General features: G+C 62.2%; 19 protein-coding genes and 2 pseudogenes. 5 read left to right on the top strand and 16 right to left on the bottom strand.

Translation table 11 applies throughout. The features are described from left to right. The first annotated feature begins 91 nt into the window (after window positions 1-91). Window positions 92-2,083 (top strand): alpha-amylase, encoded by a 1,992-nt coding sequence (locus IPM84_23855; GenBank protein ID MBK9095733.1) that lies wholly within the window; start codon window positions 92-94, stop codon window positions 2,081-2,083. Between the two features lie 38 nt (window positions 2,084-2,121). Beyond that, complete coding sequence (locus tag IPM84_23850; GenBank protein ID MBK9095732.1) at window positions 2,122-2,982, top strand: PHP domain-containing protein; 861 nt, start codon at window positions 2,122-2,124, stop codon at window positions 2,980-2,982. Here the strand turns inward: IPM84_23850 and rimI are convergent. The 3 genes from rimI to tsaE are packed head-to-tail and all read right to left on the bottom strand — an operon-like array spanning window position 2,961 to window position 4,665. After that, entirely contained in the window at window positions 2,961-3,521 is a 561-nt protein-coding gene (rimI, locus tag IPM84_23845; GenBank protein MBK9095731.1) for a ribosomal protein S18-alanine N-acetyltransferase, read from the bottom strand. The genes IPM84_23850 and rimI overlap by 22 nt on opposite strands. After that, a complete protein-coding gene (tsaB, locus tag IPM84_23840) occupies window positions 3,518-4,210 on the bottom strand; it encodes a tRNA (adenosine(37)-N6)-threonylcarbamoyltransferase complex dimerization subunit type 1 TsaB (GenBank protein MBK9095730.1) in 693 nt (230 codons plus the stop codon). The genes rimI and tsaB overlap by 4 nt, the downstream gene beginning before the upstream one ends. Next, on the bottom strand, window positions 4,207-4,665 hold the full coding sequence (gene tsaE, locus IPM84_23835) for a tRNA (adenosine(37)-N6)-threonylcarbamoyltransferase complex ATPase subunit type 1 TsaE (GenBank protein MBK9095729.1): 459 nt from the start codon (window positions 4,663-4,665) through the stop codon (window positions 4,207-4,209). Before tsaE ends, tsaB begins: the two co-directional genes overlap by 4 nt. Window positions 4,666-4,934: 269 nt before the next feature. On the opposite strand from tsaE, the gene IPM84_23830 reads away from it, so the two are divergent. Both IPM84_23830 and IPM84_23825 read left to right on the top strand, forming a co-directional pair. Further along, complete coding sequence (locus IPM84_23830; GenBank protein MBK9095728.1) at window positions 4,935-5,714, top strand: metallophosphoesterase family protein; 780 nt, start codon at window positions 4,935-4,937, stop codon at window positions 5,712-5,714. A gap of 192 nt (window positions 5,715-5,906) precedes the next feature. Next, complete coding sequence (locus tag IPM84_23825; GenBank protein ID MBK9095727.1) at window positions 5,907-6,845, top strand: DUF4349 domain-containing protein; 939 nt, start codon at window positions 5,907-5,909, stop codon at window positions 6,843-6,845. A gap of 70 nt (window positions 6,846-6,915) precedes the next feature. Here IPM84_23825 and IPM84_23820 read toward each other — a convergent pair whose 3' ends face one another. From IPM84_23820 to IPM84_23765, 12 genes and pseudogenes are all read right to left on the bottom strand, one after another. Beyond that, a complete protein-coding gene (locus IPM84_23820; GenBank protein ID MBK9095726.1) occupies window positions 6,916-7,224 on the bottom strand; it encodes a hypothetical protein in 309 nt (102 codons plus the stop codon). Between the two features lie 464 nt (window positions 7,225-7,688). Beyond that, window positions 7,689-8,180 (bottom strand): hypothetical protein, encoded by a 492-nt coding sequence (locus IPM84_23815; protein ID MBK9095725.1) that lies wholly within the window; start codon window positions 8,178-8,180, stop codon window positions 7,689-7,691. Beyond that, complete coding sequence (locus IPM84_23810) at window positions 8,177-9,745, bottom strand: RHS repeat-associated core domain-containing protein (protein MBK9095724.1); 1,569 nt, start codon at window positions 9,743-9,745, stop codon at window positions 8,177-8,179. The genes IPM84_23815 and IPM84_23810 overlap by 4 nt, the downstream gene beginning before the upstream one ends. 15 nt (window positions 9,746-9,760) lie before the next feature. Continuing rightward, entirely contained in the window at window positions 9,761-10,582 is an 822-nt protein-coding gene (locus IPM84_23805) for a hypothetical protein (GenBank protein MBK9095723.1), read from the bottom strand. 11 nt (window positions 10,583-10,593) lie between these two features. Next, window positions 10,594-11,592 (bottom strand): RHS repeat-associated core domain-containing protein, encoded by a 999-nt coding sequence (locus IPM84_23800; protein ID MBK9095722.1) that lies wholly within the window; start codon window positions 11,590-11,592, stop codon window positions 10,594-10,596. A gap of 381 nt (window positions 11,593-11,973) precedes the next feature. Beyond that, complete coding sequence (locus tag IPM84_23795) at window positions 11,974-13,032, bottom strand: RHS repeat protein (GenBank protein MBK9095721.1); 1,059 nt, start codon at window positions 13,030-13,032, stop codon at window positions 11,974-11,976. Window positions 13,033-13,037: 5 nt separating this feature from the next. Then, window positions 13,038-14,024 (bottom strand): RHS repeat protein, encoded by a 987-nt coding sequence (locus IPM84_23790; protein MBK9095720.1) that lies wholly within the window; start codon window positions 14,022-14,024, stop codon window positions 13,038-13,040. Between the two features lies 1 nt (window position 14,025). Beyond that, on the bottom strand, window positions 14,026-15,294 hold the full coding sequence (locus tag IPM84_23785; GenBank protein MBK9095719.1) for a hypothetical protein: 1,269 nt from the start codon (window positions 15,292-15,294) through the stop codon (window positions 14,026-14,028). Between the two features lie 632 nt (window positions 15,295-15,926). Then, window positions 15,927-16,158, bottom strand: a pseudogene (locus tag IPM84_23780) (peptidoglycan-binding protein). Window positions 16,159-16,248: 90 nt separating this feature from the next. Beyond that, window positions 16,249-16,608 (bottom strand): annotated as a pseudogene (locus tag IPM84_23775) (DUF11 domain-containing protein). A gap of 615 nt (window positions 16,609-17,223) precedes the next feature. Next, window positions 17,224-19,938 (bottom strand): cyclic nucleotide-binding domain-containing protein, encoded by a 2,715-nt coding sequence (locus IPM84_23770; protein ID MBK9095718.1) that lies wholly within the window; start codon window positions 19,936-19,938, stop codon window positions 17,224-17,226. Between the two features lie 101 nt (window positions 19,939-20,039). Further along, on the bottom strand, window positions 20,040-20,942 hold the full coding sequence (locus tag IPM84_23765) for a DMT family transporter (GenBank protein ID MBK9095717.1): 903 nt from the start codon (window positions 20,940-20,942) through the stop codon (window positions 20,040-20,042). Between the two features lie 185 nt (window positions 20,943-21,127). On the opposite strand from IPM84_23765, the gene IPM84_23760 reads away from it, so the two are divergent. After that, window positions 21,128-21,451, top strand: a complete 324-nt coding sequence (locus IPM84_23760) for a type II toxin-antitoxin system prevent-host-death family antitoxin (GenBank protein MBK9095716.1) — start codon at window positions 21,128-21,130, stop codon at window positions 21,449-21,451. A gap of 124 nt (window positions 21,452-21,575) precedes the next feature. Here IPM84_23760 and IPM84_23755 read toward each other — a convergent pair whose 3' ends face one another. Then, window positions 21,576-22,817, bottom strand: coding sequence for an MFS transporter (locus IPM84_23755; protein ID MBK9095715.1), 1,242 nt, complete (start codon window positions 22,815-22,817; stop codon window positions 21,576-21,578). Window position 22,818: the final 1 nt, after the last annotated feature.

The following is a 22,818-nucleotide window of genomic DNA, read 5'->3' as shown; positions in this document are numbered from 1 at the left end:
GCCGTTTTGGTTGAATCCTGCATCTCGATGGTACAATGTTGCGCCCCAGAACTGACCATTCGATTCGATGATTCAATGATTCGATGAAAGCATGATGTCAACCTTACCTGATGCTACACTACCTGCCCTGGCCCAGGTCCATCAACGGCTAGGCGAACTGTTATTTGGGCAAGGCGATCAGGCCGCTGCCTATGCCGTGCCCGGCCTGTGGCTCGACCCCGCCGGGTCCCCTGCGCCACGCCAGGTCAACCCCCTGCGTTTTTTCCTGGACACGATCGAGGCCATTGCGCAGCAGCCTGCGCAGCCGCTGGTTGTTGGCCCGGCCGGGGGCGGTTGGAGCCAGAACGCAGTCGCCTACAATCTGTTTCCCCGTGCCGCAGCCGCCTTCGATCATGATGGCGATGGTACGCTGGCCCTGCCGCTCAACAGCCAGGGCTGGCGCGAGACCGGCACCTTCCTCAAGTGCATCGCCCTCCTGCCCTGGCTGCGCTGGCTGGGCATCAACACCGTCTATCTGCTGCCGGTCACCGCTGTGGGCAAGGACGGCCACAAGGGCAATCTTGGTTCACCCTATGCCATCCGCAACCCCTACCGTCTGGACGATAACCTGGGCGAACCGCGGCTCGATTTAGGCGTCGAGACGGAATTCAAGGCGTTCGTGGAAGCGGCGCACCACCTGGGCATGCGCGTGGTGCTCGAATTCGTCTTTCGCACGGCCGCGCGCGACGCCGACTGGGTGGCCGAGCATCCGGAGTGGTTCTACTGGATTGACGACCGCGTGCCTGCCCGCCAGCCTGGCATGTCGCCGGCCGACGCGACCCTTGCCTATGGCGCGCCCATCTTTTCACCGGAGGAACTCGCTTTCATCTTCGCCGAGGCGAACGAGGGCCGCTTCGACCGCCTGCCGCCGCCGCCGGCCCCGCACCAGGCCTTTTTCACCCCGCCGCCCGCACCCGATCAGATCGAAATGATTGATGGCCGTTGGTTTGGGCGCCTGGCCGATGGCCGCATCGTGCGCGTGCCCAGCGCCTTTTCAGACTGGCCGGGCGACATGCAGCCACCCTGGACCGATGTGACCTACCTGCGCCTCTACGATCATCCCGATTTCAACTACATCGCCTACAACGCGGTCCGCCTGTACGACAGCCGCCTGGCCCGGCCGGAGCAAGCGGTGCTGCCGCTGTGGCAGCGCATCGTCGGCATCATCCCGCACTATCAGGATACGTTCGACATTGACGGCGTCATGATTGACATGGGTCATGCCCTGCCCAGCGCGCTGAAGGCCGCCATGGTGGCCGCGGCGCGGACCATCAAGCCCGATTTTGCCTTCTGGGATGAAAACTTCGGTTCGCCGCTCAACAGCCTGGCCGAGGGCTACAACGCCACCCTGGGCAGCTTTCCCACCAGTCTGCACGACCAGCTCAGCGCCGCGCACTTCCTGGCGCAGATGGCGCAGACCGGCGTCCCACTCCCCTTCTTCGCGACGCCGGAGACGCATGACACGATGCGCGCGGCCAAACGCCCCGGCGGCCTGGCCTATGTCCGCTTTGCCTGGGCGATCTGCGCCGCCTTGCCGGCCATGCCAGTGCTGCATGGCGGCTTCGAGCTGGGCGCCACCGAACCGCTCAACACGGGCATCGGCTTCTCACCCGCCGAACAGGCGCGCTATCCCGCGTCAACGCTGGCCCTTTTCAGCGCAGCCGCCTACCCCTGGGAAAACCCGGCGCCGGCCGCGGCCGGCCATGCGACTCACCTGGCAGCCTGGATGCGCCAGGTTCTGTTGACCCGCGCCCGCCTGGCGCCTGTCATCGCAGATCTCGACCCGGACACTTTCGCCTTCGGCCAGTTGCCTGCCAACCCTGTCGTCTTTGCCATCCTGCGCTCGACGCGGCAGCATACGCCGCGCCTCATCGTGCTGGCAAACAGCGACTACTTCAATCCCCAGGCGGTTGAGCTGACGCTACCCGGCGTGCCCGCTGTCCTGGTGGATCAACTGGACGGCGCGGCCTATTCGCTCGATGCCGAGCAGCGCCTGCGCCTGGTTTTGCAGCCCGGCCAGGCTGTTTGGTTCGAATTGGCCTGAGAGCCGAATCAACTCAGTGTTACGGAGATGTTACGAAAATGAACTATGTTGACCTGCATTGTCACACCACGGCCTCCGATGGCACGCTGACCCCCAGCCAACTGGTGGCGCGTGCGTTGGAATTTGGCTTGAAGACGATTGCCGTGACCGATCACGACACCACCGATGGCGTGGCCGAAGCCCTGACGGCCGGCGCGGCGGCCGGCATCGAAGTGCTGCCGGGCATCGAGATCAATACCGATGTGCCTGGCGGTGAGATTCATGTGTTGGGCTATTTCATTGATGTCACCGACGCGCCGTTTCAGGCCGAGCTGCGCCGGTTGCGCGCGGGCCGCGAGCGCCGCGGCGAGGAAATCACGCGGCGGCTGACCGCGCTGGGTGTGCCCATCACCTGGCAGCGCGTGCAGGAGATTGCCGGCGATGCGCCCATCGGCCGGCCGCACATTGCCCGCGCCCTGTTGGAAGCCGGACATGTCAACTCCATGAATGAGGCGTTTACCCTTTACATCGGCCGCGACGGCCCGGCCTATGTGGAGCGCATGCGCTTCACGCCGGTGGAAGCCGTGCAGACGATCAAGCGCGTGGGCGGGCTGCCGGTGCTGGCACACCCGATCATTGCCCGTTTCACCGGCGATCCGATCGTGGAGGTGAACCTGGAGCAGACGCTGCCAGACATGATCGCAGCTGGGCTGGTGGGGCTGGAGTGCTACTATCCCAATTATACCCAGGGCCAGGTGCAGCAGCTTCTGGCCGCGGCGCAGCGCTACGGCCTGGTGGCCACCGGCGGCACCGATTTCCACGGTCCGCGTGCCGACCGCGCGGAGTTGGGCAGTGTCTATGTGCCGGAGCGTGCGGTGACGGCCCTGAAGGCGCGTCGTCAGTCGTCAACGTCCATCTGACGACGCAGATGGGCGTTGCTGCGCTGGCGGGTGTCCGTCAGCGCCTGCGCAACCACGTCCGACCCCAGCGCGGTCAGCGTCATCAGCAGGGCGTCCTCGCCGGTATCGTGGTAGTAGCGCCGGCGCCGCCCCACCTTCTCGAAGCCGAAGTGATGGTAGAGGGCCTGGGCAGCCAGGTTGGACTTGCGCACTTCTAATGTCATTTCGACAGCGCCGCGACGCCGCGACTCTTCGATGAGGTGCAGCAGCAGCCAGGTGCTCAGGCCGCGGCGCTGCCAGGCCGGATGCGTGCCGATGGTGGCTACATGCGCGGTATCGTAGAGCATCCACACACCGGCATAGGCCAGGACAGGCGGCTGCGCCGGCGCCTGACCATGAATCACCCGGTAGAATGACAGCTCGTTGCGCACGATCTCATGCTCGTACATGCTGCGCGGCCACGGATCGCCAGTGAACAGGATCGGCTCGATCTCCATGATCGCATCGAGATCGCTCAGTTGCATGGCAACGACGGGGAACAGGGCGTCAGGTGATGTCATGCGCCGGGGCCTGCAGGCAGATCGTGCAAGTAGATGGGCGCCAGGGTGGTGATGTCATCGGTGGCGCCGGCCAGGAAGCGCGGCCAGGCCAGTTCGGCCAGGAGACTGGCCCGCCGCACGGTCAGCGCGGGTGAGGCGAAGTGCGCGTGCGCGCCCAGATGTGCAGTCAGGACGGCGCGCGTGCTGGCCAGCAGATCGCCGGCAAAAAGGGTGGGCGCGTGGATGGCTGCGGCCACGGTTTCGATACTGCTGATGGCAAAGGGGCTGACCTGCTGCCACGCGCCCGGTCGGGCAGCCTGGATGTAGTGCCCCCAACAGACGCGACCGCGGCCGGCCTGCACCAGGGCGGTCACCGGCCATGCCTGGGCATGGTGTGCATAGGCAATGGCGTCGAGCGTGGCGATGCCAAACAACGGCAGGTCGTTGGCGGTTGCCATCCCTTTGGCCAGCGCCAGGGCCACCCGTGTGCCGGTGAAGGAGCCAGGGCCAATTGCCACCGCAACCCCGCGCACGTCGGCGGCGGTCAAGCCGGCCTGCGTGAGCATGGCGACAACCTGGGGTAGCAGTTCCACGGTATGGCGCCGGTTGGAGTGCCACGTCATTTCGCTCAGCACCTGTTCCCCGTCATAGAGGGCAATACTGGCCAGGTCGGTGCAGGTATCGAGCGCCAGCAGCAGCGGTGTAGTCATGGGGTCATCTCCGCGGCCAGGTCATGCAGCCGCGCGGCGTGCCGGGCGCCGTGGGCGGTGAAGACCAGGCGCCGCGTCAGGTCATCCAGCCAGGTGAGCTGCACCTCCAGGCGATCGGCCGGCAGCAGGGTGGCGACCAGGTTGGCCCATTCGATCACGGTCAGCCCGTCAGCGCCCAGCAAGTCATCCAGGCCAAAGGCCAGTGCTTCGGCCGGCGCGGCGACCAGGCGGTAGACATCCACATGGTAGAGATGCAGACGGCCGTCATATTCGCCCACGAGGGTGAAGGTGGGGCTGGTGATCTGGTCGGCAATGCCCAGGCCGGCGCCGATGCCCTGCACCAGGGCGGTTTTGCCGGCCCCCAGGTCGCCGCTGAGCGCCAGCACATCGCCCGGCTGCGCCAGGCGTCCTATCTGTTGGCCCAGGGCAAAGGTCGCGGCCGGGCTGTGGCTGATCCACGTGTGGGTTGCAACGGTGAGCGATTCGTCAGACAAGGCAAACTCCGGTCGAAACAAGTGCTTGATGAGGGCGATTGTAGCACAGCCCGCAGTGCATTGGTAATCTGGCGTGACCTGGGTATAATAGACCTGATCGGGAAGAACGGCGTCGGACTACAACCTGGCTTATTCCCGAAAAGGTCTAATGCAAGCGCGGGACAAATTCAGACACAGAATGGGGCGCCGCCCGCCACAGTGAGGCAAGCGGTGAGAAAAGCGCAAACAGTATGAAGGTTTTAGTCATTTCTGATATTCACGGTAACCTGGCCGCGTTGGAGACGGTTCTCAAGGATGCACAGGGCCGCGGCTACGACGAAATTTGGTGCCTGGGTGACGTGGTGGGCTACGGGCCGGACCCCAACGCCTGCATCGAACGCCTGGCTGCGTTGGAACCACAGTTGACGGTGCGCCTGGCCGGCAATCATGACTACGCCGTGCTGGGCAAAGAGATCAACGTCGAAGATTTCAATCCCGAGGCGCAGAAGGCCGTGCTGTGGACACGCGCGCAGTTGACCGACGAAACACGCGCCTACCTGGACACCCTCCCTGGGCAGGCGGTGCAGCGCGGGCCGTTCATGCTGGTGCATGGCAGCCCCCGTGATCCGGTGTGGGAATACGTCCTGTCGCCGCGCATTGCGCGTGAGAACTTCGAAGAAATGCCCGATTTTCGCTGCTGCCTGGTAGGCCACACCCACGTGCCGACTATGTTCAGCTATCGCGTCGATCGGCGCGATGGGCAGACCTTCGGGCGTTGCCTGCAGCATCGCCTGACCCCTGGCCCGCCCGACGTCACCCTGGCGTTCGACCAGGTGCGTCTGATTGTCAATCCGGGCAGTGTGGGCCAGCCGCGTGACCATGATCCGCGCGCCAGTTACGCCCTGTTGGACACCGAGACCCGGCTGTGGACCTACGTGCGGGTTGAATATCCGATCGAAGAAACGCAGCATCGCATGTTGGCCGCCGGACTGCCGGAACGCCTCATCAATCGCCTCTCGTTTGGCTGGTAGTTGCAGCGATTTCAATCGCCGGCGCCTGGAACAATTCTTTTTTGCGGGCCGTCCACATAAGCGATTGCCTATTCAATGATACGATGATGATGCGCCGCCGCTGCCCTGGGTACAAGCAGTGAGCCTGGCTGCTGCGGCCGGCGCGATGGATCTGCAAGCGAAGTGCGATAGCGAAGAAAGAGAGGTTCGACGATGTCACGCAAAGTATTGACAAGCATTTTGTTACTCGTGGTGGCCCTGGGTTGGGTGGCGTGCGGAGGCGCAGCGCCTGCTCCGGAGTCTGCGCCCAATGAGCAGGTCGTAGGCGGAGCGCCGAGGCAGGTGGCAGCCACGGAAGCAGTGGCCGCTGGTGATGCTGCTGGAATGTCGCCAGCCCTGGAAAATCGTATGATCATCCAGCGTGCTGAGATTAGCATGGTGATCAAGGACACCGAGGCCACGGCCACCGCGATCCGCACATTGGCGCTGAACGCGGGGGGCTATATCGCCGACTCCAACCTGTTCCGTGATGGCGAGCAACTACGCGGTACGCTGACTGTGCGGGTTCCTGGTCAAAACCTGCCCACTTTCCTCGATCAGGTCAAAGGCATGGCCGTGCGCGTGTTGCGCGACAGCCTGTCTGGTGAAGATGTGACCCAGGAGTTCACCGACCTGGGCAGCCGTCTGCGCAACCTGGAGGCGACCGAGGTCGAGCTGTTGGCCCTGTTGACCGAAGTGCGCCAGCGGCCCGGCGCCAAGACAAGCGATATTCTGGAAGTTTACGAGAAGCTCACGCAGATTCGGGGCGAGATCGAGCAGATCAAGGGGCGCATGCAGTTTCTGTCCAACCTCACCTCCCTGGCGACGATCCAGGTCGAGCTGATTCCCGATGCCCTGGACGCACCGGTGATCGAGGAAGGCTGGCGGCCGCTTGTCACCCTCCGCCAAGCCTCGGCACGCCTGATCAGGACCCTGCAAGCCCTGGTGGAAGCTGTGATCTGGCTGATCATCTACGTGCTGCCCGTGCTGATCCTGATGGCCCTGCCGTTCGTCCTGCTGGCGCTGGCGATCCGAGCGCTGCGCCGCCGCACCAGCCGCACCCCGCGGCCGTTGCCGCCCGCGGCAGAGTCGTCCGAGAAAACCGATTCGTAACTCACACGAAGACGCAAGCCACGAAGACACAGACAAACGCCTTCGTGGCTTCGTGTGAAAATTTCTTGACTCACACGAAGACACAAAGACACAGATGAACACCTTTGTGTCTTCGTGTCTTTGTGTGAGCAAATCCCGCTAACGCAAAAGACGCATCGGTCGCCAGCCAGCGCACCACCCCGTTGACCCGCAGCGCCACCCGCTGACCGCCCGCCTGGTAATACTTCGTGATCGTCGTGCTGCTGCCGCTCGTCGTCTTCTCGTAGTAGGCGCCGATATAGACTGTTGTGCTGCTCCCCATCACCGCCTTCACCCGATTGCCATCCGCATCGTAAGTGTAACTGGCCAGCACCGTGCTTCCCTGCTTCACCTGCTGCACGCCGGTTCTCCGCATCATAGACCAGCGTGTAGGTCACGCCGCCCACCGTGCGCCCGGCTTTCTTTGCCACGAATTTCACTAATTTGCACGAATTCCAGGGGCCTTTCGTGTCAATTCGTGCAATTCGTGGCAAGAATCCGCCTTGCTTTCTCTGCCACGAATTTCACTAATTTGCACGAATTCCAGGGTCTTTTCGTGTCAATTTGTGCAATTCGTGGCAAAGATCCGCCCAGCTTTCTCTGCCACGAATTTCACTAATTTGCGGGAATTCCAGGGTCTTTTCGTGTCAATTCGTGCAATTCGTGGCCGAAAACCGGGCCGATGGTCTCCTTGACCCGGTTGCCGTCCCCGTCGTACACATAGCTGGCCGTGACGCCCCCGGTCATCGCAGTCAGCCGGTTTTCTGCACTACAGACCAGCGTGATGTATGATGAGGGCGCACCTCGCTGTAAGCGTAGCGATCACTAATCATCACCTATTGTGCCGGTCATGCGCCAGACAACATCGTTATCCAGGTACCAAATCCCCACAAAAAATACTCGATCACCGTTAAGATCGTAGGCGCAACGATAATAGGTCAGTTCCGAACTTGGCTCATAAGTGGGTGGTTCACATCCATACTCATAACGCCCTAGTTTGGCTTTGACATCATCACGCGTGGATACCCCGCGTTCGAATGTCGAAAGGATAATCGGGAAGAAATCAGGAGCATACACGGGCCGATCTTGTATGCACAAACGGTTGTCCTTGATCTCGAAGTTCATGCAGATATCCTGGATCGTTTCCGAGTCCAGGGGCGTGGTGTATTTCGACAAGTCTGGCATCCGCAACCTGGCAATCGAAATCGGTAGGGTGCATCCGCATGAGATCGCCAGCAACAAGGCCAGATTGGCAATGAAGAAACGCCTGCTCATACCGTTCATCCTGGTTTGGCCCGTAGCAATCTGTTTGTTCATGGTGAACCTCGTAGTTTCCCGTAGTTCGATTCCAGTTGCTGAAGCCTACCACGGCTGCCAGGACCAAGTGGGCCGAGATCTCGTCTGAGTGTGTCACCCAACTCCGCAGGGGATGTAATCAGATTATAAGTAATCTTGTAACCGATCAATACCCCAGCCTCTGAAAGAACCCAGTCCTGCCAACTGGTGCCCCATCCGCTATCCAAGTTGAGCTTGCTTTGTACTTGCTCGTGTATGAGATTGCCCCACTGAGATAGGATGAAGTTCAGTTCGAAACTGATGATATCTCCGGGTGTCGCCGTTTGGGCGATGTACCCCCACATATGATACGGTTGGTTGTGATAATCTTGAAAGTTCGAATGGAAGCCAGTATCGTGAAAGTAGACTGTGTTGCTTGGGCAATCGTGCGGTTCTCGACCGACGCCGGCACAGCCGCCGCCCCCCAATCCGAGCATGGTTGAGAGAGCTGGCGCTATCAGGCCGAAGGTTCCGTAAGCGGGCGATCCCGTGAATATCTTGCCCATTTCAGGCATGAAACGGTCCCAAGTTCGATAGAGGCCAGCCGCCACGTCAGAAATCACAGCCATTGCTTCGAGATCGTTGACCCCGCCCAAGTCAGCGACAATGCTCTGGGCAACACTGCGAACACCAGGCGCGCCAGGGCTGATCATATAGCGATGTTTGGTGGGATGCCAGGTGACTGCACAATCTGTGTCCACGCAGTGTGCGTGTCCTGTTGGGTCAACATAGGCGGTCGGTTGGTTCCCGACGTAGCTGTATCTGTTGAGATTTTGCGGATTTTGGGGACTAGGCACGATCGTATCCGCGCTGATGAATCGCCCCAGCGCCGGGTCGTAGTATCTCGCATTGTAAAAATACAACCCGCCCGCCACCTCGTCCAGCACCTGCCCGGTGAAGCGCCGCTGCGTCGGCGTTGTCTGATAGGGCGTCCCTCGATTCTCTCCCCACGGCTTGTACCACAACTCCGCTGTGCGCACCCCGGTCGCGTCCGCCGTCACGCTGGTGCTGCCCAGATGATCTCCGAACAGGTAGCTCACCGCACCGTTCTTGCGCAGCGCCACCCGCTGACCCCCCGCCTGGTAATACTTCACTACCTCCGACACCACCAAATTGTCGAACAGCACGTTGGACGCATCGGTGCGCAGCGAAAGGTAGCTCCCGCTGAGGAGCGGTGTCGTGTCAGTCCAGCTTCCCAGGTAGACGTTGTCCCGCCACACTTGCACCTTGCCCGTCAACGGATCGTAGATCACCTGGTAGCTGTGCGTCTGCCCGGCCGTATTGCTCACAGGAAAACTGGCGACGAGGAGGTAGCTGGTGCTGGCGTTCTCGTAGATACGGACATGGGTTGCATCCTGCCACACCCGGTAGCTGTTCCCGCGTTCCGCACCCGTGGCCGCTGTCGCCAACAGGTAGATCCCCGCATTTGTACCGCTGGTAAAGGTCGCTTGCCGCTTGGCAGGTCGGGCGGACTCGAAGGGAATTGCCGCGCGGATGACCGTCCTCCCAGGATTACACGCACTCCTGGGAGGACGCTCGCAAACCATCCCACAGGGGGATGGTCAGATCAGCTCAACGGGCTTGAGACTGACACCGCGCCAGTTGTTTTCCAGGACCAGCCGTGCCAAACGGTTCGAGATCAGGATCTCCCGGAAACCGCTGTGCCCGCCGCTGCCGATCCATTCGTGTGTCAATTGCACGTCTACGTCCGAACGCAGCGCGGCGCGCTTGATGTGCATGTACCCGCGCTTGTGGTAGCCGTACTTGGTGAGGCCGCACTGGGCACAGGTTTCCGGCTGCAGTTTATCTTCCTCGGCCAGGCCTGGCCCAGCCACGATGGGAAAGAACAACTGGGAAACAACTTGCGACGGCTGACCGGTACGGTGGATGAGCGCATCCCACCGTTCGTAGCCGCGGATACCCTGCGCAGCCAAGACATCGAGGACTTTGGGCGTGACGAACACCGTATAGGCCCAGTAGAACGACATGAAGTCGTGTCTGCCCAAGCGCGGCTCCTTGGCCAGGTGAAACGGCGCCTGCTGGCGGTAGCCGGCGCCACACTGCGGGCACTCGTGCGCGTAGGTCGCGAGCTCCCAGCCCTCCTTTGGCTGCGGGTAACCCTGCTCGAAGGTCGGCATCAGACGGATCCACTCGGCAGCGTAGATTTCCTGTGGCGTGAAGGTGGTATTGTAGAAATCAGGCGCCTGCTTGTCTCTGACTAGTTCAGCGATCTGGGGCCAGCGTGGGTCAGTCTCATCGATCTCGAACGTGATTATATAGTATCCATCGAAGCCCGGCGTCTTCGTGATCTTGACACCCAAGCTATCAATCACATGTTCCACCCCTTCATGCTTGCCGAAGGTAATTCTATGCCATATTTTCACTAGATCCTCCGTTATTGCCCGAACAAATCCTGCCTTACAGCCTCAAGGAGCTCTGGGTGCTGTGCATATATGCGTTGAGCCGCCGTCCAGACATCCTGCAGAGTGGCGGTTGCCGTAGTGAGTGCTGATCGATCACCGATGTGGCCGATCTCTGCCCGCCACATATTCGTGAAGATTTGATGCTCCTCCGGCGTCAAGGCGATGCTGGACATCCTTCCGGTGTTCAGTCCCAGACGTTCTGCGAACCTTTGCTCAATCAGATGATGCGCCCGCAAGCCGGTAGCGCTTGTCATCTTGCTTAACTGGTTGTAGGACTTGATGCCGAACTCTGCCGCTCGCGAGAAGACGTTCAATCCGCGCGATGTGACCGCGCTTCCTTGCGTTTGTGCCGCCTGCTCAGTCCCCTGTTTGAAGCGAGGATCGTTCGGGTCCAGCCCACCCGGTCCCGCCGTATTGCCGCCCTGACCGGCATTCTGTACAGCCTGGCTGATCTGATCCCCCGCGGCGATGGTTTGATTCCCATACAACCAGGTAATCTCGGCTGCAACCGGGCCGTATTGGTAAACCGCCCCCTGCGCCTGGGTCATGATGAGGGCCACAACCAACCCGATGCCTGCGCCAGCGTCGCCACCACCGCCCCAGAAATCTACTCCAGCATGGCCGCTGGGATCTACGAAGCGTAGAGGTTGATTCCCGACGTAGCTGTACCGGTTCAGATTCTGCGGATTTTGCGGCTGAGGAACGATCGTATCCGCGGCCAGGAATCGCCCGATGAGCGGGTCGTACCAGCGGGACTGGTAGAAATACAACGCCGTGCCGCTATCCCAACGCTGACCGGTGAAACGGTAGGTCGTCACCTGGTTGCCGGCGTTGTAACGCGCCGCACCAAAGGGATAGTAGCGTAGCTCGGTCACGCGGGCGCCGCTGCTGTCCAGCGTCAGCGCGGTGGAGCCAAGATGATCCGTCAGCAGATAGTAGAGCACACCGCCGCTGCTCTCGGCCACCCGCATCGCGCCAGCGTAATAATACTTCTTGACCGTGCCGTTGTCTACTTCGTAAGTGTTCCCCACAAAGACGCGTGTGACGCCGCGATGGTCTCCTTGACCCGGTTGCCGTCGGCGTCGTAGACGTAGCTCGAAGTCACGCCGCCGCTCATGCCTGTCAGCCGGTTCTCGGCGTTGTAGGTCAGCGTGATGTCCTGGCTGCCGTTGATGCGTCGTGTGGCGTTGCCGTTCGCATCGTACCAGTATTTCTGATAGCCTGCCGCCCGATGTGGGTCACCGCGTGCTTGTGCGCCATTCTGATAGTAGAGATTCGTGCCTGTGCCCTCGAAATTGGTGATGTTGCCTGCATTGCTGTAGGCATAGCTGCGCTGTTTGTAGCCAGTGCCGTCAGCCGTGAGCAGTTGGCGCCGCTCGACGTGAGGCTGTGCTCAGCCGGTCCAGCGTGTCATATGTGAACTTCTGCGTCTGGCGGCAGCCATACGCCGCCGCATCCGTGATCGTCAGCACGTTGCCCGCATCATCGTACGTGTAGCTGATCTTCTGCCGGTTGTCGTTGGTCGCACCTGTGCCTGCCTTCAGGCTCACCAGGCGGAAGTTCTCGGCCACACTGTAGGCGTACAACTGCTTCACCACCCCGGTCGTGCTGCCCAGCCAGCGTTCCATCACCTGCCCGCGCTCGTTGTACTGCGTCTTGCCGACATAGTAGGTGCTGCCGTTGCTGCGCACTGTGTCGAGCAACCCCTGCGTCGTGTACGCATAGTGTACCTGCTCGCCAATCTGACTCGCACCGCCGGGGTATTTCATCCACAGCGGCCGATCGGCGGAATCGTAACTCCACTGCGTCACGAACGTACCGCCGCCCGTTCCGTTGATGGCCTTGCTCTCCTGCGTTACCCGTCCGCGGCCGTCGTAGGTCCAACTCGCGCTGCCGGAGCTGTCGCTCATCCCGGTGCGTCTCCCCTTGCCGGTTGTGCCGCTGTCATACGTGTAACCCACCGCCGTCGCACTGCATCCACTCGACCCGCTGTAGGTCTTGCCCTTCACCCGGTTGAGGCCATCGTAGCTGAAGGTGATGACGCAACCTCTCGCGTCGGTCTGTCGTGTGAGATTCCCGGCCGCATCGTAGGTGTAACTCCAAATGCCCATGTCCGGGTCTGTCATGCGCGTCTTGCGCCCCAACAGATCGTAAGTCATCGTGGTCAATGCCTCATCCGGCCCGGTCATCTGCTCGAGCTGGTCGCTCACCGTGTAGGTGTAGATGGAGTGCGCATACACCGTCGCACCCCAGTCGGGCTGCCCATTGACCGTGACCAGGTACTGCTGCACCCGGTACAGCCGCCCCACCGCATCGGTCTCCGAGATCGTCTGCCGGTTCAGCGCATCCAGCACCGCGGTCTGCCGATTCTGGTAGAAACTCTTGACCGTCGTGCCGTCCGCCTGCGTCACCTGCGTCACCCGGCCCAGGCTGTCGTAGGTGATTGGCCGCCTGTGGTTGCGCCCAGTCCGGCGCCCGGTACCCGCCCAGACGCCGCGGTGTAGGTGTAGGGTACGCTCGCTCGCAACACCCCCAACGGCTGGTATTGCGTGTTGACGAGGATGCTCTGACTGCTGCTTGCCGCCTCGGCCTGCGTCTGCACCACCCGTCCCATGCCGTCGTAGAACGTGCGACTCTCCAGGTAGTTCGATCCGCTCTCCTTCTGCTCCTGCTTCACCCAGTACGGCGACCCCGACCCCGCGTAATGGGTGTAAGTCAAGCGCAGCGTCGGGTTGGTCGCATCGTCGCCGGGTTCGATGACCTGCGTCTGCCGCCCCCACTGATCGTAGCTGTAGCTGGTGGTCGCCAGGTTCGGGTCCGTCACGCTCGTCACCTGTCCCAACACCTTGTCCCAGGCGTAGGTGGTTGTCCCTACGAGCGGCGCAATCATACTCGTCGGCAAGGCGTACAGCATCGGCCAGGCGCCGGCCGTCGTATCGTAGGTGGTCGTGATCATGTGACCCAGTGTGTCGGTCACGATCTTCGAATTACCCCAGTCGTCGTAGAGGTATCGCGTGTCGGCCCAACTGCCCCCGCAGCTCGTCTGCCCCACCCGCACCTTCGTCACATCCCCCTTGCTCGGCGTCTGTGCGTAGGATGTCTTGTTGTCATAGAAATAGCGCGTCTCCCCGTTGCACGCGCCCGTTGCGTCTTTCAGGAACTGCTGCGCCGGCCGATTCACGATGTACACGCCGCCACTCGTGTTGGCCGGGAAGTAGAAGGTTTCCTGCGAACGGTACAGCGTTCCCACCGTGTCGCTGTAGGTGCGCATCGCCGTCACATTGCCGTACTGCGCATTGTTTTGGCTGGTCGTCAGGTACTCGTACGTCGTCGCCTGGCTGCTGGTCCCCAGCGTGTTGGTCACGATTTCGCTGCGCACCCAGTTGGTACCCTTCGTCGTCACACTATTCCACAACGTCCCCACCTGCGCCAGGGTCGCCCCGGCGCTCGACTTGTGCTCTTGCTGATGTCAGACTCGCTTGCCCTTGCGCGGATCGGGCGCGTTGCCGTTGCGCTGATGATAGCTGTTCTCCATCACCCGGTACAGCGTCCCCGTCCCGTCCTGCACCTGGCTGCGCACGAAACTGTAGCCGCCGAACTCGAAATTGTTGCACGCCGGGAATCCAGCCGACGTCCATGCCCACGGGTTCTGATGGTCGTACACCGTGCGCTGCACACCGCCCATCCCGTCGCTCACATCCATCTGGCTCACCCGGTAGCGGCTGGTATTGCCGCCACATCCTTCCATCCAGATATTGGGGCACATTCGCGTAGCTGTAGGTGACGCTCCCGCCCTGCCCGTTGTTGGCCGTCTCCAGCAGCGTATGGTTCTTCCAGCCGTTCTGCGTCCCCACCGCGCCAATCCGATAGCCAAACGTCCACGCCGGCAGCGCACCCCCGTCTCTGCCCTTCTCCGTGATACTCGTCAGCCGCAGGATCCCCTCTCCATTATTCGAGTCGAACCAATCGTAGTCCTGCGCCAATACATAACTGCCCACCGTGGTGAACGCATCCGCTCCACTGCCGTTGCGCACCTGCACCGTGATCCCGGTCAACCGATAATTACTCCAGAATGCCTCGGTGTATTCGTCGCGATGCCCTACGTTGCCCGGCACACCTGTGTCACCACGCCCGCTGTAACCCAATTCGATGCGCACCGTAGCCAGGGGTTCATTGATGGCAAAGTATCGAATGACCGTTGGGCGAATCGCGGGCACATACTCATCGGTGCAGCCGGTGACACTACCAGGCTCTGTCTCATAGGTAATCTCGATATGATTACCGTGTGTATCCAACACCTCTGTCAGATGCATCTCCCGCGCCGATTTTCCGCAACTGCTCTTGATGATCCAGGCTGAACCGTTGGCCCAGGTGGCATTGCTGCCCGTGACGCCGCCAAACGTGTACTTGACGCCGTCTGGCGACCACACCTCCCACTTGTTCCCGCTATCCAGGTTGCCGGTATGGGCGATGCGCACGAAGCTCTGCGGCTCCGTTTGCCAGCCATCCGTCGTTTGCTTCAGCTCGAAGCCGCCGCCGGCATAACCCAAGAATGCCTTGGCCGGTGTCCCGTCCTGCGCCAGGGACATCGTTACCTGCCCCAGGCCGTTCAACGACCAGCCCCAGCCCACGAAACTCGCCTGGCGATTGAAGGTGTTCGCATTCTGTGGCATCTTGTTCACGTGCGTTGGCGTCGGCGTGGTCCCGGCGTCGCTGGGACTTGGAGGTTGTGCCGACGCCCCTGGCGAATGCTGTTCACCCCCTCGCTCGAATAGCCCAGGCTCAGGTTCAAGCCCAGCCCGCCCGGCCCCGGCGGCAGAGCCAGCGGATAGCCCAGGCTGCTGTTGCCGCTCCACTCGTCGGTCACGAACCCATGCACCGTCGGCAGATGCTGCGCACCGTAGCTCAACGACGCCGGTGCGCCCAGGCCAAACAGCCCAGGCCCGTCCAGCCACGCCGTCAACTGCCGGCCGGCCACATCCATCTGGCTGTCGAGCGCCTGCCACGTCTCGGCCGCATCCTCCCACCGGTACAGGCGGATCGTCTCTGTCAGCGCCACGCTCGGTGGGAAGCGATAGGTCAGGCTGACCAGGCTCTCGAACGCAGTCACGGCCGCGCCCTGCTCGTCCTGCGCCTCCAGGCCAAAGTGCATCGTCAGCCAGGCCGGCGTCTCGCCCACCAACGGCTGCGGCGTGTAGCGCAGCAAGGTCGGTGCGCTCACCGCGCCCGGCCGCGCCTCCACCTGCACCCGTCCATCCGCACTGAGCAGCACCCCACCCTCGCCGGGCGTCAACCACACCTCATCCGGCCCAGGCGTCGCCGTCGGCGTCCAGGTGGCCGTCGGCGTTGGCGTACACCCCTCATCATCCTGGCAGAGCGACGGTGTGGCCGTCGGCGTCGGTGTGCGGCGGGGCGGCGCGTCTCGGCGGGCGCGGTGTGGCCGTCGGCGTCGGCGTACACTCGAACCCCAGGCAGGGCGGCTCATTCGTCGGTGTCGCCGTCGGCGTGGCGGTCGGCGGTTCGGCCGTGGGCGTCGGCGCACAGTCCTCACCCAGGCAGGGCGCCTCGGTGATCGTGATCGCCGCGCTGGCCTGCACCGCCGCGCCCATCTCTTCGCTCACGATGGCCGCGGTGTTGGTGATGACCTGCCCGCTGACCTCCGCCAGCGCCTGCGCCTGGAACGTGCCGGTCAGCGTCGCGCCCGCAGCCAGTTGACCGATGACCCATTCCAGCCGGCGTTCGGCCTCCAGGTAGCTGAATTCCCCCTCCCCGGCCGGCCAGTAGGTCAGTTCCAGCGGCAACGTATCGCTCACCACCAGCCCGCTCAGGGCGCGGTCGGCCAGGGTGTTGGTGATGACCACGGTGTAGGTGATGACGCCCGCCGGCTCCACCTCCTGCGGCGCCGCGGCCAGCGTCAACTGCACGACCGAAGGCGCCGGCGTCGCACCGGGGTCGGAGATCAGATCCAGGTTGGGATCAGGGGACATGGGTTTAGTAGCGGCATTTATCTGGGGGGGGTAGCAGCCGCCGTGGAAAAGAGCAGACTGCACACCACCAACAGATGAACCAACGACGACAGGCGCGGCGCGAGCCGGCCGAGAGCAGAATGTCGGGAGGAGAGAGAGAAAGGAAGAAGAGAGAAAGAGAGATAGAAAAGAGAAAGTAGAAGAGCAGGCGTAACATAACAACGAACTCCTTTCGTGCAGCAATCGAAACGGATGGGGTCAGGGACATTTTCCTGACTGCTGAAGGAGGTCGCAGGCGGGAGAGAGCACTCTCGCCAGGGACTTCCGAAGGCGGAAGACGACTCGGAAGGCGGGGGACAGGCTTGTAGCTGGTCACAGCATAGCACGCGCGCGGCGCTCTGTCAAGAGGAAAAAGTCACAAGTCACAAAGGCGCCAGGGATTACTCCTTTGTGTCTTGGCGTCCCTGTGTGAGCAAGACAGAGACCTCACACCAAGATACAAAGACACGAAGACGCAGATGGCCACCTTTGTGGCTTCGTGTGAAAATTCCTTGACTCACCAACCCTCGCAGGGGCCAATGGACATCGCAGCGTTGACCGGTGAGGGTGTTGTGTTCCTCTGAGAATGTCATCTCGTCACAGCCCTGCGCGGGGGATGGAGCGACCTTCCTGCGGTTGCGGCGACGCCTGTCCCGTCGGGCCGCTCTTGACGTACTTGTCTCCCTCTTCCATCAACTCATGATAGACGCCCAAGACGTAGGCTTGCTGGGTGCGCTGTGCGGTGGCTTCACGTTGCTGGCGTGAGGCGCGGAAGGCTGACAGGCGCTTCATGATTTCGCGCTGCACCGCGTGCGGATTGGCCACCAGGTCGAAGGTGAAGCCCTCGTCAGCCGCGGCCGTCTTGATCACCACATTGCCGTAATTCAATGCATTGGCCCAAAACGTGGGCAGTTCGGTTGTCACGTTCTGAATGCGATCCAGGCCAGCCTCGCGACGCTGTGTGCTGAAGCCGAACGGTTTAGCCTCGATATCAATCACCTTGTCATTGGTCACAATATAGAGATCGTTGGCCCAGTCTTCATATCTCCACCAGAACCACCCGGTGGCAGGCAGCCAGAGGATGGCCGGCAGCAGCCACGGCAACGGCAGCCACTGTCCCACGGTGGCAACGAGAAACGCCGTGACGATCAGCCACGCCAAAAACGATTGCCACACGCGCTGCAGCAAGATCAACCAGTGCTTGCGCCACACCGTCTTGTCTGGCGTAATCCACCAGGAGGCCAGGACGCCGGCGCCAAAGTCCCGGTTCTGGTTGCGCGGGGAGAGGCGCCGCTGCGCAAAGATGCGCATCACCCAACTGAGAGGTCGCAGGAACAGAAACTCGAAGGGAAAGAAGACGAAATGCAGAGCCTTCGCCAGCGTCGCTAACCACTTTTGCCACCAGCTCAGCACGATCGGCGGCTTGAGGCCCGGCGGCAGTGTCTGGTCTGGCACCTGGCTCAACAGACTCAAGCGCAGGTCCTTGACCAGTTGCATGCGCAGACCTTCGCGCTGTTCCGCCAATTTTTCGGCAAGCAGGCGCCGTCGCTGCTCGGAAATGAGAGCCTGGACGCTTTCGGGATTCGGCACATGGTCGAACACGATCTGTGAGGCAGCACTGGCCGTCTTGATCTTCAGATTGCCATAGCCAATCAGGCTGCCCCAAAAGTCGGTGCGCAGGGTGGTATCCTGCACCTGGTCCAGGGGCGCTTCGGTGCGACGCTCGTAAACCAGCACCACCTGCTCGCGCGCGGTCACGCGCAAGGATGTCACCACAAAGTAATCATTGAGGTAATCCACCACGTACCAGACCGTCAGGGGCGCCGCCACCATACCGCTCACCAGGGCCACCGTCAAGATAGTCAGATTGATGTCCCAGTTTTGCAGGATGAGTTTGAGGAGGATCATGCCCACGACCGGCAGCGCGGGGATCAGGAAGGAGCGCAGCAGGACGATCACGTGCCGGTGGCCGTCATACCAAAGCACCTCGTCCTCGTCCTGCCATTTGTACTTGCGGTGTTTCTTCTTTTCCGCCTTGACCTTCTGCTCCAGGTGGGTATCTTTCCAGAACCCCGGGTCACTGTGGAGAAGATAGATCAAGTCCTCGGAACGGATGCGGAACCAGGTGGCGCCCGGCTCGCTGGCGTGCGCACGGTCACTTTCCCCCTGCGGGCTGGTCAGAATGCCAGTAGCGCTGCCCACGCTGTCCGGTCGCACCGCGCGCACCGTTGTTTCATGGCGCTCCCGGCGGAATAGCGAGCTTTGGCCATAGAAACGGCCAGGCGCCATGTAATCGCGAGGGCGTTCCTTGCCATCGGCGTCGGTCGTGCGAATGATGGCCGCGCCGCGCTGCAGGATGCGCAGCGCGTTGTCGCGCACGCCCTGCTGTGAAACGGTCTGCGCGGCCGGATAGTGTTCCCAGGCCGTGATGCTGGCCAGCGTTTGCAATTGCTCTTCGTTCAAACCCTGGAAGGGTGCAACCGTTTCCAGAAAGCCGATGATGGGCGGCAGTTGCAGCCGTGCGTAAATGGCGGGGATGCGTGCCAGGGCCAGCATTTCAGAGAACGGCACGCGAATGAGCTTGCAGCGGTAGAGCGCCTGCGCCACCGCGGGCGGAATCTGCCCCAGGGCCTCGGGCGCGTTGTGAAAAGCGTTGCCCGCGGTGATGACTCGCGGCGTCTTTGGTGGTACGCCAGACGGGTAGGTCACGCTGACCTGTCCCCAATCAATGAACCAGAACCAGGTTTCGGCGCCGGTGAGCTGCGGCTCACACAGGGGCGAGCCACCGTTGGCCTCTACGACATGAGCAATGGTGGCCAGGCGCCGAACCTGCGAGTCGTTGAGAGGCGCTAACATGGGCATGGCGCGCAGACGCACGGCGATCGGTTCACGGATGAGCGCCTGGCGCAGGGCAGGCTGCCGGCCCATGGCCCAGCTCAGGTCGCTGGGCGCAATGACAAAGAGGCGCCCTTCTTGCAGCGCGATGACCTCGGTTTCTTCGAACAAGCCGTCGTAGGTCGCTTGACGACTGAAGGCGGCGCCAACGTTGTGCGTGCGCTCCCACCAGACCGTGCCGGCCGAGTCCTTGCCGGTCTCGCGCAAGGTCCCGCTCTCCACCAAATACAGGAAATCGCCGGAGCTTTGCGCCTCCTGGAGCCGATCTCCCTCCTTGAATGGACGCACGATGATCTTGTCCGCCAACAGGTTCAAGTCGGTTGGGCTCATGACCTTGAGCGCGGCGAAACTGTTGAGTTTGGTCGCAACATCTCCGCGGTCAACTTGTTCTGCATCTTGCATTTCACCGGGCGTCATGGGTCATCCTCCTCCGTCCCCATTTTACCACATCGTCCCACTAAAACGCCTTTCAGGCCAGCAGCAAACGCCAGACGATGACAAAGAGGTGTGTTTGCATGTCACCCTCGCGCCCGATGCACCAGGGAGATGCCGAGCAGAACAATGATGCCGCCGGCGACCTGCAGCGGCGTCAGCGCCTCGCCCAGCAGCACGAAGGCGAGCAGGGCAGCCACCACCGGCTGGCCGAGCATGGTGGGCGAGACCAACGAGGCGGGAAGATGGCCCTGCGCATAGTTGACCGACAGCCAACCGCCGATATGCGTCACCAGCCCCATGCCTAGCAGGAAGGGAAAGGTCGCAGCAGGCACGACGAGCGATTGCTGAAACAGGCGAGTCATGAAAAAGAGGGTGATGAGGCTGACCACTGTGGTCAGCCAAAAATAGGAGAGGGCATCGAAGCGCGCCCGCCCGCGCTGGGTGATCAGCATGTAAGCGGCGTAGAAGAGGGAGACGAGCAGCGACAGCAGGTTGCCCAGGTTGAGCGATGGCGAGCGTAGGGCGTCGGCGCCCAGGATGATGGCCGCGCCGCTCAAAGCCAGGGCCAGTCCGAGCCAGAAATTGCGCCGTAGACGCTCGCGGTAGAGCAGGATGGCGCCCAGTCCCACCCAGATGGGCGCGGTGTTGCCGAGCAGGACCGCGTTGGCGACCGAGGTGTACTGAACGGCCGTGTTCCACAGGCCCATGTCACAGGCGAACAAGACACCGGCGGCCGCCACGATCGCCAGCGAGCGTCGCGACCACTGGATCTGGCGGGCGCGCAGGCCAAACGGAATTGCCAGGGCGCTGGCGGCAATCAAGGTGCGATAGAAGGCGGCCACCGGCCCCGGCAGCCCGGCCCAGCGCACGAAAATGCCGGAGGTGGCAATGCAGATCAGACCAAAGATCATCGCGGCGTAGGCCTGCCAGGGCGGCCGGGCGACATGTTCGGAAGCGGGGGCGATAGAGGGAGAAAGCAGGCTCATTTGACGGCTACTCCGTAATGGGTTACACTCAACGGTGTGATCGAATCGGAGTGATTTTAGCATGAATTCCGATCTTGTCGAATGTTCCCAGGAGAAATGGGCGATCAGGGAGGTCAGCGCGCCATGGCCAAAGATCGAATAGGATTCAGCACGACTCTTGAGCCAGTGCGGGCAAGGAGACTGCAATGATACAGCTGTCAGGTAGGGTACAGAGAACGATAACCGTTGCGGAGATGCAGCGTAATTTTGGCGGCCTGGTTCGCCGTTTGCGCACGGTCCAGGAACATACAGTTGTTCAAAGCGGCGGCGTACCCGTTGCGGTTATTCTCCCGATTGCAGAGTACGAGCAATTGATGGCATACGTCAGGCGCAAAGCCGCCTTTCACAGTTTTGCGCGCTATCTTGGTCGCGAGGTAGAACAGCGTCATATCAGTGAAGAGGAATTCGCGGCGGAACTGGAATCTACGAAACACGAAGTCTTCGAAGAACAATATGGTCACCCCGCGTAAGAAGCCTCGTGTGCTTGTTGATGCCAACATACTGCTGTTGCGTTTCTCCGCGAAGTAATGGGATGGACGGGCGATGAATTGGAAGCCGTTCGTCATCGCAAGTGGAGTGATCTCGATGACCTGTTCATGTCTTCTGGCGTAGAGAAAGCGCCAGAATAATCGGGATGACGGCCAGCGCGGCGCCGACGATCCCCATGGCGCCGTAGCCCAGCGCGGCGAAGACGACGCCGCTGCCCAGGCTGCCCACGGCCGCAGAGAGGCCGATGAGCAGATCGTTGAAACCCTGCGTCTGCGCCCGCTCCGCCGGTGAAAGCTGATCCGCCAGCAGCGATGAACCGCCTACGTAGCAGAAATTCCAGCCCAAGCCAAGAAAGAAGAGCGACACCGCCAGCGGCAGCACCTCTGGCGAAAGCGGCGCGGTCAAACAGGCCAGCACCAGCGTGGTCGCGCCAATCAGAATCACAGGCCGGCGCCCCCAACGGTCCGCCAGGCGACCGGACAGCACCGAAAAGGCGAACATGCCGAAGGTGTGCGATGAGATGACGAGCGAGATGTCGGTCAGCTCGTGGTGATGCCCCTTCATGTGCAGCGAGGTGATGATCATCAGCATCACCATGACCGCCTGCCCGATCACCATGGCGCCCATGGCCACGATCACCGGCCGTTGGCGCAGAAGCTGCGAGAGCGGCCGGCGGCTGCCTGACTCGCCATGCGTGTCAGGGTAGAGCTGAGCCAGGGCGCGGCCCACGTCGCGCGGATCGGGCCGCAGCCAGACGAAGATGACCAGGCCAGCCAGGAACAGGAGCACCAGGGCCGCCAGGTACGGCCCGCCCAGCTCGTCCAAGCCGTTGGCCGCGGCCCAGCGGCCGGTTGGCCCCACGAGCAGCGGGCCGACCACCGCGCCGACCGTGCCGCCAAGCACCACGTTGGAGATGGCGCGGCCGCGCGCCTGCGGCGGGTAGACCTCGGCCGCGGCAAAGCGCGCCAACTGCATGGCAGAATTGGCCGCGCCGAGCAGGGCCAGCCCGAGGCAAAAGAGCAGAAATGAGCGAACCAGGAGCGCAGCCGCGGCCAGACCGGCGCCGACCGTGCCCAGCATCAGGCCGAGCGCCAGCGCGCCGCGTCGTCCCAGCCGCTCCATGCCGTAGCCCCAGCCGAACGCGGCCAGCGCCGCGCCGAGCTGGTAGATGGCGGGCGGGACGCCGGCCAGGGCCGGGGAACCGCTCAACTGCGCGCCGGCCAGGGTGTTGACCGTGTTAGCCGCGATGAAGCCGGCCGAGCCGAAGCTCTGCGCAGCCAGCAGCGTCACGGTGATGCGCCGGCCCACGCGGCTGAAATCGAACGACGGTGACAGAGTGTTTTGCACG

Origin of the sequence: Candidatus Amarolinea dominans (assembly GCA_016719785.1) — a bacterium.
In the GTDB taxonomy this organism is placed as follows: Bacteria; Chloroflexota; Anaerolineae; order SSC4; family Amarolineaceae; genus Amarolinea; species Amarolinea dominans.
The sequence above is the reverse complement of the archived record's forward strand: the minus strand, read 5'-3'. Positions and strand labels throughout refer to the sequence as shown.

What these genes read in the sequence shown, in the direction of transcription:
- IPM84_23855 (MBK9095733.1), top strand. Translation starts at nt 92, where the DNA reads ATGATGTCAACCTTACCTGATGCTACACTACCTGCCCTGGCCCAGGTC.
- IPM84_23850 (MBK9095732.1), top strand. Translation starts at nt 2,122, where the DNA reads ATGAACTATGTTGACCTGCATTGTCACACCACGGCCTCCGATGGCACG.
- rimI (MBK9095731.1), bottom strand. Translation starts at nt 3,521, where the DNA reads ATGACATCACCTGACGCCCTGTTCCCCGTCGTTGCCATGCAACTGAGC.
- tsaB (MBK9095730.1), bottom strand. Translation starts at nt 4,210, where the DNA reads ATGACTACACCGCTGCTGCTGGCGCTCGATACCTGCACCGACCTGGCC.
- IPM84_23830 (MBK9095728.1), top strand. Translation starts at nt 4,935, where the DNA reads ATGAAGGTTTTAGTCATTTCTGATATTCACGGTAACCTGGCCGCGTTG.
- IPM84_23825 (MBK9095727.1), top strand. Translation starts at nt 5,907, where the DNA reads ATGTCACGCAAAGTATTGACAAGCATTTTGTTACTCGTGGTGGCCCTG.
- IPM84_23815 (MBK9095725.1), bottom strand. Translation starts at nt 8,180, where the DNA reads ATGAACAAACAGATTGCTACGGGCCAAACCAGGATGAACGGTATGAGC.
- IPM84_23810 (MBK9095724.1), bottom strand. Translation starts at nt 9,745, where the DNA reads ATGGTTTGCGAGCGTCCTCCCAGGAGTGCGTGTAATCCTGGGAGGACG.
- IPM84_23800 (MBK9095722.1), bottom strand. Translation starts at nt 11,592, where the DNA reads ATGCGGGTGGCCGAGAGCAGCGGCGGTGTGCTCTACTATCTGCTGACG.
- IPM84_23785 (MBK9095719.1), bottom strand. Translation starts at nt 15,294, where the DNA reads ATGCCACAGAATGCGAACACCTTCAATCGCCAGGCGAGTTTCGTGGGC.
- IPM84_23770 (MBK9095718.1), bottom strand. Translation starts at nt 19,938, where the DNA reads ATGACGCCCGGTGAAATGCAAGATGCAGAACAAGTTGACCGCGGAGAT.
- IPM84_23765 (MBK9095717.1), bottom strand. Translation starts at nt 20,942, where the DNA reads ATGAGCCTGCTTTCTCCCTCTATCGCCCCCGCTTCCGAACATGTCGCC.
- IPM84_23760 (MBK9095716.1), top strand. Translation starts at nt 21,128, where the DNA reads ATGATACAGCTGTCAGGTAGGGTACAGAGAACGATAACCGTTGCGGAG.